Below are 9,381 nucleotides of genomic sequence, written 5' to 3' on the forward strand. Positions count from 1 at the left end.
CCCACACCCCACACCCCACACCCCACACCCTATACCCCACACCCTACACCCCACACCCTGCCACCACCGAAAAACTTTTTGCCGCAGACCCTATTTAAAACTCCCCAAGCTCGATCGCCAGCGATCACTAAAAGACCACTTCGGTAATCACACCCTCAATCGCTCCGAACCGAGAGCGAGAACCTAAGACAATTCGATACAATATTGTCAACAAGCATTAAGCGATTTAAACTATCGATCGAAGGTAAAAGTCCCGAAGTTATCGAAATCTAGGGGGAGACAAAAACAAGCATGGGTAGAGTAGTAGGCATTGATCTAGGGACAACTAACTCCGTCGTCGCCGTGATGGAAGGCGGAAAGCCAGTGGTCATCGCCAACTCGGAGGGCATGAGAACCACTCCTTCTGTGGTCGGTTTTAATAAAGATGGGGAGTTAGTGGTCGGTCAGATGGCCCGGCGACAAGGGGTACTTAATCCCCAAAACACCTACTATGCAATCAAACGCTACATAGGTCGTCGCTACTCGGAATTAAACCCCGAATCGAAGCGCGTCCCCTACACCATCCGCCGGGATGAGATGGGTAATATCAAAATTAAATGTCCCCGTCTGCAAAAAGAATTTGCCCCCGAAGAAATTTCCGCCCTAGTTTTACGCCGATTAGCCGAAGAAGCCAGCCGTTATCTAGGGGAAGAAGTTACCGGGGCTGTCATCACCGTCCCCGCCTATTTTAATGACTCCCAACGTCAAGCCACCCGGGATGCGGGCCGAATTGCGGGGTTAGAAGTGATGAGGATTCTCAACGAACCCACCGCCGCTGCCCTAGCCTACGGTCTCGATGAACAGGAAAGCAAGAAAATCCTCGTTTTTGACCTGGGGGGCGGTACTTTTGATGTTTCTATCCTGGAAGTGGGTGACGGCGTTTTTGAGGTGAAAGCCACCAGTGGCGACACCCAATTAGGCGGTAATGATTTCGATAAAAGAATCGTCGATTGGTTAGCCAATCAATTTTTGGAACAGGAAGGCGTGGAGCTGCGCCAAGACCGGCAAGCACTACAAAGACTGACAGAAGCGGCAGAAAAAGCCAAAATTGAACTGTCTGGGGTCAGCGTCACCGATATTAATCTACCCTTTATCATCGCCACGGAAGACGGACCCAAACACATCGAAACTCGCCTGAGTCGGGCCCAATTTGAGGAATTATGCGGCGATTTAATCAGTCGTCTCCGTCGTCCTCTCAAACGAGCCCTTTCCGATGCCGGTTTGTCCCCCGTCCAACTAGACGAAGTGGTACTGGTGGGCGGTGGCACGCGGATGCCGGTGGTGAAGGATTTGGTGCGGAGTTTTATCGATAGGGAACCCAATCAAAATGTTAACCCTGATGAGGTTGTAGCGGTCGGGGCGGCTATTCAAGCGGGAATTTTGGGCGGCGAGGTCAAAGACGTGCTGCTCCTCGATGTGACCCCTTTATCCTTGGGTTTAGAAACCATCGGCGGTGTGATGAAAAAGTTAATCCCCCGCAATACCACTATTCCCGTCCGCAGATCTGACCTTTTTTCCACTTCCGAAAATAATCAAACTGTGGTGGAAATTCACGTTTTGCAGGGGGAAAGGGAAATGGCCAGCGATAATAAATCCCTGGGACGTTTTAAATTAACCGGTATCCCCCCCGCACCCCGGGGTATTCCCCAAGTGCAGGTGTCCCTCGATATCGATGCTAACGGTATTCTACAAGTCACCGCTAGGGATAAAATGACCGGACGGGAGCAAAGTGTCACCATTCAAGGCGCTTCTACCCTCAGCGAAGGGGAAATTAACCGCATGATCGGCGATGCTGCCCGATTTGCGGAAGCAGATCGTACCCGTCGCGAAAAGGTGGATAAACGCAATCGCGCCCGCTCTCTGGTGGATCAAGCCCAACGACGCTTAAAAGATGTTACTCTCGATTTTGGTAATGAGTTCACCCGTTCCTATCGTCGTCAAATTGAGTCTTTGAGTACGGAAATTATCGACGCTTTGGAGAAAAATGATGACCGTCGCATCGATCGCGCCCAGGCAGACCTACAGGATGTTATCTATGAATTAAATCGCGAGGTACGCCTACAATACGACGAGGAAGACGAGGGCTTTTTTAGCGCTATTCGCAAGACTTTTACTGGAGATAAGGAAGATGATCTTCCCTCCGAACCGCGTCGCGATCGTTATCGTCAGGATTATCGTCCCAGTACACCGGGTTATCAAAGTGATTATCGACCCAATTATTCGGCTAATCAAGATAGTTATCGCCCCCGCAATCAGGACAATTACTATAATGGCCGCGATAGCGATTGGCAAAGTCCCCCCCCTTCGGAGGAAAAAAGTTATAACAATAGTAAAAGTAACCGCAGCAGCGGCAATCGTTCCCGCAATATTCCCCCCCAAAATAACTGGGATGATGAGGATGATGATTGGTTTTAATCAGTGATCAGTAAACAGTGATCAGTAATCAGTGAAAAGACAGTGGGAAACTACTATTTAATACTGCTCGCTTAATACATACTGCTCACTTAAAACTCAAATCTGATAACTGATAACTGATAACTGATAACTGATAACTGAATATATGCCACAATTAGTTAATTATTATGATGTTTTAGGAGTATCTCGCACGGCTACTGGTGACGAGATAAAAAAGGCTTTTCGACGACTGGCGCGTCAATATCATCCTGATGTTAATCCGGGGGATAAATCGGCCGAAGAAAAGTTTAAAGATATTAATGAAGCTTATGATGTTCTCTCCGATGAAGAAAAACGGGTTGAGTATAATCGTTCCTTGACGGGGATTAAGCGCCGTGGGATACGTCCGGGGGAAAAAGCGAATGGTAACGGTAATGGAAAAATGCCCCGTACAGAACAGGATTTATGGAAGTTTAAAGATTTTAATAACCTTAATACTAAGCGTGCTAAAATTGCCTCCTCTCCCCGTTTAACTCGTCGAGATGTGGAGGCGAAATTGACTTTACCTTTAGAGAAAGCCTATCAAGGTGGCAGACAAAGAATTCGTCTGGAAGATGGTAGATCAATAGAGGTTGATATGCCGGCAGCCATGATCGATGGGCAGAAAATTCGTCTCAAAGGTCAGGGTATTGAAGGGGGTGATTTATATTTAAAAATAACTATCGCTAGGCATCATTTTTTTAGGATTCAAGGTTCTGATATTGTCTGTCAAGTACCAATTACTCCTAGCGAGGCAATTGTGGGCGGTTTTGTGGAAATTCCCACCATTGACGGGTTAGTTAAAATGATGATTCCTAAGGGAGTTAAAAGCGGTCAAAGATTACGTTTGGCTAATAAAGGTTATCCCACTTCCCAAGGAGAAAGGGGCGATCAATTAGTGGAAATTATCTTAGTTAATCCTCCCAATCCTAGCCCAGAAGAATTAGAACTTTATCAAAAAATACGGGCGATCGAAACTTTTAATCCTCGTCAAGGTTTATAAAGATTATGCTAGGTGGGTTACGGTCTATTTTTTATTGATCAGAAGTCAGTTATCAGTATTCAGTATTCAGTAGTTAGTATTCAGAAGACAGCTTTTTCTCCCTGCTCCCCCGCAATGGCTCGACTGAGCATCGCCGAACGTCGCACACGAAGTGGTCTCCCCACTGATAACTGATAACTGATAACTGATAACTGAAAAATACCCTTAATTCCTGTCTTTTTATGATCAATATAATTGACACAATTAAACCTTTTTATCCTCTAGCTTTCAAGGCTATTCGGGGCAATTTAGAAGGAACACAAAAACAATTATTAAATACTCTGCAAAAAATCGATCGCTCGCGGGGGGAATTTTGGGGACAATGGTTAATCTCACAATTATCAGAATCCCTCAGTTTTAGCGATTCTCGCCTATCTCAAAGCCTCTGGGGGTTAAATTTCCCCAATCCCGTCGGATTGGCGGCAGGATTCGATAAAGACGGTTTAGGGGCAGGACTTTGGCATAATTTCGGCTTTGGTTTTGCCGAGGTGGGTGCTGTCACCCTAGAAGGGCAACCGGGCAACCCAAAACCGAGATTATTTCGTTTACCGGAAGATTTGGCGGGATTAAACCGTATGGGGGCAAATAACCTCGGTGCGCCGGTTCTAGCGGCAACTCTCCAACAATCTTGGCAACGACAACCCCGACAGATTCCCATCGGTATTAACCTCTGTAAATCGAAAAATACACCCCTAGAAAAGGCTCCGGAGGACTATTTAGGCAGTTTTCGCTATTTATTCCCCCATGCCGATTATTTTGTCGTTAATGTTAGTTCTCCCAATACTCCCGGTTTGCGTTCCCTGCAAAGTGGGGAACAACTCGATAAAATCCTGGACATTTTACAAACAGAAAATCAAGGCAGAAAACCCCTATTAGTGAAAATTTCTCCCGATTTAGAATGGGAAGATATCATAATAATTATTGACCTAGCTTTCTCCTATCAATTAGCTGGAATTGTCGCTACTAATACCACCACTAAACGCACGGGATTAAAAACCACAATTCTGCCTGAAACCGGTAAACCAATCACTGAAGAAGCAGGGGGAATTAGTGGGCAACCTTTGCGGGAACGTTCCACGGAAGTGATCCGTTTTATCTATCGGCAAACCCAAGGCAATTTACCAATAATTGGAGTGGGAGGCATTTTTTCTCTCGATGATGCTTGGGAAAAAATTACCGCCGGTGCGAGTTTATTACAGATTTATACCGGTTGGTTATACCGAGGACCCTGGCTAGTATCAAATATTTTACAAGGATTAACAGAAAAATTAGAGGCTAATGGGTTGACTAATATTAATCAAGCGGTGGGTTGGCAAGCTAACCAAGAATGAGCCAATTTTCTCTGGTAATTAGCAATAATTTCGGAAAAATTAGCTGAAATGTTGTCTGTCACCTTTGGGGATAAGATAAGATAATTAGGATAACTACAATAGGACTAATCTAGAGACTACAACCGCAGACAAATCGATCGCCAAGTATGGAACTTTTTAACCAAACCACAATTCTATGTCAAAAAAATCATTTTTACCCGGTTGTTTAGTCGTCCTAGGACTAACAGCAGTAACCGCAGGAGGTGTCTATCTTTATCTACGAGGACAGCTACCTTGGCAAAGATTCACCCCCTTGCAATCGGCAAAAGTTATCCCAGAAACTGCCTTTGCTAGTAGTTTTGTCTCCACGGATGCAAAAGCTTGGTCAGTGTTAGCTAAATATGGTACACCAGAATCGCGAACTGCGGTTAGTCAGGGACTAGAAGAATTACAAAAAAATATCTTCACTGATAAGATTGATTATCAACGGGATATCGAACCTTGGATCGGTAGTATTAGCTTTGCTTTTCTTCCCGCAGCTACCCCCGGACAATCGGAATTATTAACGGTTATCGGGATCAAAGATAAAATTAAAGCGTCAGAATTCCAGAAAAAACTAGGACAACAAGTTAATCGCAAAACTAGCACCAGTGACTACAAAGGTATTACAATTACTTCTATAGATTGGCAGGATAATACCACCATTTATACTGCCGTTACTGGTGATTTTTTGTTGATATCCTACGATAAAAAGGTGTTAGAAGCGGCGATCGATACCTATCAAGGACAGCCATCTTTTAGCAGTAAACCGGAAGTGAGAAAACTGCTTTCCCAATCCCTCAACCTACCCAATACCCTAGCGACAATTTATATTGATGATTATGCCAAAATCTTGGGACCAGATGCTAATTTATCTCCCCAAAGTCGGCAAGAATTAGCAAAAATTCAAGATATTGTCGCAGGAGTGGGTGTCACCGATACGGGATTACAATTACAAATGGTGGCTAAACTTGCTCCTGAAACTATTTCTAACCTACCTTCCCCTAGCAAAAATCAAGTTTTAAATTATTTACCCGGAGATACCATCGCACTTTGGAGTGGGAATAATCTTAAACAGGGATGGGAAGAAGCAGAAAAACAGTCCCAAACTAACCCAGAATTACAAGTTTTTCTGCGTCAGATCCGTGAGAATTTTCAGATGGCAACTCTTGACGCGGATAAAGAAGTTTTTAACTGGATGGATCGAGAATTTGCCTTCGGAATTATCCCCAACCAGCAAGCAGTGGGAGGGTTAGGTTTTGGGGGAATGATGATCTGGCAAACCGGCGATCATAAAGCGGCAAAAACTACCCTCGATAAGTTAAATGAATTGGTGAAAACTGTTCCCTTTATCACCATAAAAAACAGTCAAATTTCTGGTCAAGATGTGACTGAATGGAAAGCGGAAGAACAAGCGATTTTAACCTATGCTTGGCCTAATAATGATACCCTAAAAATGACCGTCGGAATTCCCTATCAACCCCAACCGAATCAACCGATTAGCAAAAGTGAGAATTTCCAAGCATCGATCGCAAATTTGCCTAAAAATAATCTCGGTTATTTTTTCATCGATGTGGAGCAAATTATTGCTAAAGCAGGGGGAATTAATAATCTTCCTGCCACGGAATTAACCCCAGAAGCAAAGGCCTTTTTAGAATCGGTACGCGGCATCGGAATTACTGCCACTATGCCTGATAAAACCACCAGTAAAATTGATGTTTTATTTTCCCTGAAACAAACTCCCTAAAAAGTAACCGACTAGATAAAGCGATCCACAGAGAATTATCTGACTATCGGCAGATTCTTGGATGGCTTTTTTTAGTCCTAAAAATACATCAGAACAAGTCTCTAGGTGAGATAATTCTGGACAAATTGAAGCCGCTAATTCCGCTAAGGTTTCAGGATTGGCACTGCTATGATCTGGGACAGGAACTAAATATAAACTATCGCCTTTTCTTAATAAAGCTTGGAATATTTCTCGATGATCTTTCGTCGATAAAATACCCATCACCCAGATAATTTTTGGAGCCTTTAAACTATCTACATACTGCCTTAAACCAATGGCAGCAGCAGGATTATGAGCGCCATCTATTAAAATTTCTCGCTGACACCAATTAACGGTTTGTAAACGTCCTAACCAGCGAGTTTTTGCCATTCCTTCCCGCACGACTTCATCGCTAATTTGCCAACCTTGCTGACGTAAAATATTAACAACAGCGATCGCTATAGCCGAATTAGTTAATTGAAAATCTCCCGCTAAGGATAAAGGGTATTCTAAACCTTGATATTTAGCCCGATTATCGGCAATTTTTTCGGCAGCTTCTACCCATACCGTTGGACAATTTAACAGCTTGATTCTCTCCCTAACTACCCCCTGCGCTGATTCCGGTAATTGTCCGATAACTGCGGGACAATTCGCTTTTAATATCCCCGCTTTCTCCCCGGCAATATCGGCAACCGTGGGACCTAAATTTTGCCAATGTTCCCGACTAATAGAAGTGATGACAGTAACTAAAGGTTGAGCGCAAACATTAGTCGCATCCAATCTTCCTCCTAAACCCACTTCCATCACGGCAATATCCACCTTTTCCTGAGCAAAATACAGCCAAGCAGCGGCAGTAATTACCTCAAATTGAGTAGGACTTTCCTGCTGGGGATCGATAAGCGATTGTATATATTTAAGCAGGTTTTCTAAAGTCGCGGTTTCAATATTTTCGCCATTAATAGAGATTCTTTCTGTCCAATCAATTAAATGGGGAGAAATATAACGTCCGACTTTGTAACCGGCGGTACTGAGAATAGAGGATAGATAGGCACAAACTGAACCTTTGCCATTAGTTCCCGTGACATGAATAATCGGAATTTTATCTTGGGGATTGCCTAAAATCTCCAGCAGATTTTTTATTCTTTCTAAACCGAGATTGACACCAAAACGCTGAAAAGGTTGCAGTAAAGAATCGATAGTCATGGTTGGCAAACTATAAATAGGGTTTGCGGCAAAAAGTTTTTCGGTGGGGGTAGGGTGTGGGGTGTGGGGTGTAGGGTTTTACCGATTTTCATCTGCTCAATTACCTAATTTTCAGGGAAAAAGTCCAGGGATTTTCCCCCTGATCACTCCCAGACGAGGCACTTTTGGATTTCAAAAAGGTCTAAAAGTTTTATCCAACAAGGTTTTTAGATTTATTCAGCAGACCCTAAATAAAGGAATCCGGCTAGGATCGATACTCCTACCGGCACTGATGACCCTTTCTGTGGGGGGCAATGTCTAAAGTTTGACTAAAATGCTCGGTTCTTTTTGGATCGGTAAAACATCAAGAGAGTCAATATTAGCGCAGTATTTTAAATCTTCTTGACAGTGGAGACGCAAGAGGCGCTGACCATGACTACAACTGTGGAACATTCCTAAAAGATCATTTTGCCATTGACGATAAAGAGCGATCGAGGCGATAACCTCATCATTACCGATCGCCATTTGCCCCGATTGTTCTTGTAGCGCATCGGCGATCGCTCCAGCACAGGCCGTATCTTCCAAAGAATAACCCCCTTCCCAACCAGAGCCAACAATCCAGACGGTATCGGGCTGCTTATCCAATAAGTAATTAACCGCAGCTTGCCGATTGATCATGGCCGCAGTGATCACGATTGGGGATTCTTCCACTCTTTGCAGAGCGCGAGTGCCGTTAGTGGTGCTGATAAACAGACGACGACCTTTCATTAAATCAGGGGTACAATCGAGGGGAGAATTGCCCAGATCGCAGCCTTCTACTTTCGCACCGCCTCTTTCTCCTGCCCGGAGACGTTTTGCCGGTTGCCAGGTATCGCTCACCTGCATCAGGGTTTTCAGATCGCTGAAGGTTTGCACTGCTTCCGCACCGGCATTGAGGGCAGTGGCGATCGTGGTTGTCGCTCTTAAAACATCGATAACGACGGCGCAATCGGGTAGAGTATGGACGGGGGTAAGTTCGGGAGTATGATAAATGAAAACCTGCACGAGTTATACCAAGTAAAAAGTAAAAGGGGGAATAAGCTCAACATACCGCCGCTCGGCGTTGCGCTGGCAGAAGAAAGACAAGGCCGATTTTATCACGATGGATGTCAGCTAGTTAAGCTGTTCTTAATTCAAATTGCTTGTTGAGATCAGGCAAGGGGGGGCTAATCTCAGAATAAGCGGTTTAAATACGTCTTAGCTTATTACTTGAAATACCCACGCGGGGCTCTTCTGGTTTATGTGTGGAAACGAAGCCTATACTGATAGTTTCTTCGGCAAAATAGTCGTAAAAGTCCTTCTCAGTCAACATTTCACGATTCCATAAGCAAAAATTATCACACAAAGTCGAGAAGAGCCGTATAGCTGATTTTGAGTCAATAAATTTGATCGAGGATTCTCAAGTTTATCTTTTTTTAATCAAAAGAGTTAGTCATAATAACTAATCTTTAATCTTCTGCCAATATTTATTATGAATAGATTGATAAAGCCTGTTCCCAAGCCACTAAAAGCCTATCTCTCTTGAAATTGTC

General features: G+C 44.0%; 6 protein-coding genes. 4 read left to right on the forward strand and 2 right to left on the reverse strand.

Going from position 1 to position 9,381, the window contains the following annotated elements:
- Window positions 1-291 precede the first annotated feature (291 nt).
- From dnaK to IM507_RS05805, 4 genes are all read left to right on the forward strand, one after another.
- Complete coding sequence (dnaK, locus tag IM507_RS05790; RefSeq protein WP_002739142.1) at window positions 292-2,454, forward strand: molecular chaperone DnaK; 2,163 nt, start codon at window positions 292-294, stop codon at window positions 2,452-2,454.
- A gap of 145 nt (window positions 2,455-2,599) precedes the next feature.
- Window positions 2,600-3,475: a J domain-containing protein gene (locus IM507_RS05795; protein ID WP_002739212.1), complete on the forward strand. Its 876-nt coding sequence runs from the start codon at window positions 2,600-2,602 to the stop codon at window positions 3,473-3,475.
- A gap of 221 nt (window positions 3,476-3,696) precedes the next feature.
- A complete protein-coding gene (locus IM507_RS05800) occupies window positions 3,697-4,845 on the forward strand; it encodes a quinone-dependent dihydroorotate dehydrogenase (protein ID WP_123231333.1) in 1,149 nt (382 codons plus the stop codon).
- Between the two features lie 175 nt (window positions 4,846-5,020).
- Window positions 5,021-6,610 carry a DUF3352 domain-containing protein gene (locus IM507_RS05805; RefSeq protein ID WP_287636762.1) on the forward strand — a complete coding sequence of 530 codons (1,590 nt, stop codon included), beginning with the start codon at window positions 5,021-5,023 and terminating at the stop codon, window positions 6,608-6,610.
- Here IM507_RS05805 and IM507_RS05810 read toward each other — a convergent pair.
- Together IM507_RS05810 and IM507_RS05815 are read right to left on the reverse strand one after the other, a co-directional pair.
- A complete protein-coding gene (locus tag IM507_RS05810; RefSeq protein ID WP_002738793.1) occupies window positions 6,584-7,831 on the reverse strand; it encodes a bifunctional folylpolyglutamate synthase/dihydrofolate synthase in 1,248 nt (415 codons plus the stop codon). The genes IM507_RS05805 and IM507_RS05810 overlap by 27 nt on opposite strands.
- 297 nt (window positions 7,832-8,128) lie before the next feature.
- The gene (locus tag IM507_RS05815) at window positions 8,129-8,854 is read right to left on the reverse strand and encodes a 2-phosphosulfolactate phosphatase family protein (RefSeq protein WP_002739091.1); all 726 of its coding nucleotides are present in this window, start codon (window positions 8,852-8,854) and stop codon (window positions 8,129-8,131) included.
- Between the last annotated feature and the right edge of the window lie 527 nt (window positions 8,855-9,381).

The sequence above is a fragment of the Microcystis sp. M20BS1 genome, from assembly GCF_020245305.1.
GTDB classification, from domain to species: domain Bacteria; phylum Cyanobacteriota; class Cyanobacteriia; order Cyanobacteriales; family Microcystaceae; genus Microcystis; species Microcystis ichthyoblabe_A.

Coding starts and splice junctions, on each gene's coding strand:
- IM507_RS05795 (WP_002739212.1), top strand. CDS start 2,600: ATGCCACAATTAGTTAATTATTATGATGTTTTAGGAGTATCTCGCACG.
- IM507_RS05810 (WP_002738793.1), bottom strand. CDS start 7,831: ATGACTATCGATTCTTTACTGCAACCTTTTCAGCGTTTTGGTGTCAAT.
- dnaK (WP_002739142.1), top strand. CDS start 292: ATGGGTAGAGTAGTAGGCATTGATCTAGGGACAACTAACTCCGTCGTC.
- IM507_RS05805 (WP_287636762.1), top strand. CDS start 5,021: ATGTCAAAAAAATCATTTTTACCCGGTTGTTTAGTCGTCCTAGGACTA.
- IM507_RS05800 (WP_123231333.1), top strand. CDS start 3,697: ATGATCAATATAATTGACACAATTAAACCTTTTTATCCTCTAGCTTTC.